This window comes from Dysgonomonas sp. 511 (assembly GCF_010501105.1).
In the GTDB taxonomy this organism is placed as follows: domain Bacteria; phylum Bacteroidota; class Bacteroidia; order Bacteroidales; family Dysgonomonadaceae; genus Dysgonomonas.
The window spans coordinates 208,782-209,102 of sequence record NZ_QVMQ01000002.1 but is presented as its reverse complement, the minus strand read 5'-3'; the positions used below and the strand labels follow the sequence as shown (position 1 = coordinate 209,102).

At 40.5% G+C, this 321-nt stretch carries 1 protein-coding gene; it reads right to left on the bottom strand.

Annotated elements, in window-relative coordinates:
• On the bottom strand, window positions 1–258 hold a 258-nt coding region (locus D0T57_RS01805), incomplete at its 3' end, for a hypothetical protein (RefSeq protein WP_163270256.1).
• Window positions 259–321: the final 63 nt, after the last annotated feature.

Sequence of the window (321 nt, the reverse complement as noted above, 5' to 3'; positions counted from 1 at the left end):
GATTAAGTCTACCAGTGGGGCTGTATTCTTGGAATATACACGAAGTGTAACTCCATTGGGATATGTAATCTCTATAGTAAAACTTTCTTCAGGCTCTACTAAATTTGCCTCCTCTGGTGGGGTTACTGTTATCGGGTGAAATATTGGCGGCTCAAAGTCTTCCTCTGCCAGCATATTATGCTCTTCCATGTAACGCTTACGCCATGAATAGAACTGATTATCACTCCAACCTACTTGCCTATAAAAATCACATGGCATTAATCCACTTTTAAAATATTGCTCTATTATCGGATAGGCCTGACCTTTAGATAGCCTGGTTCC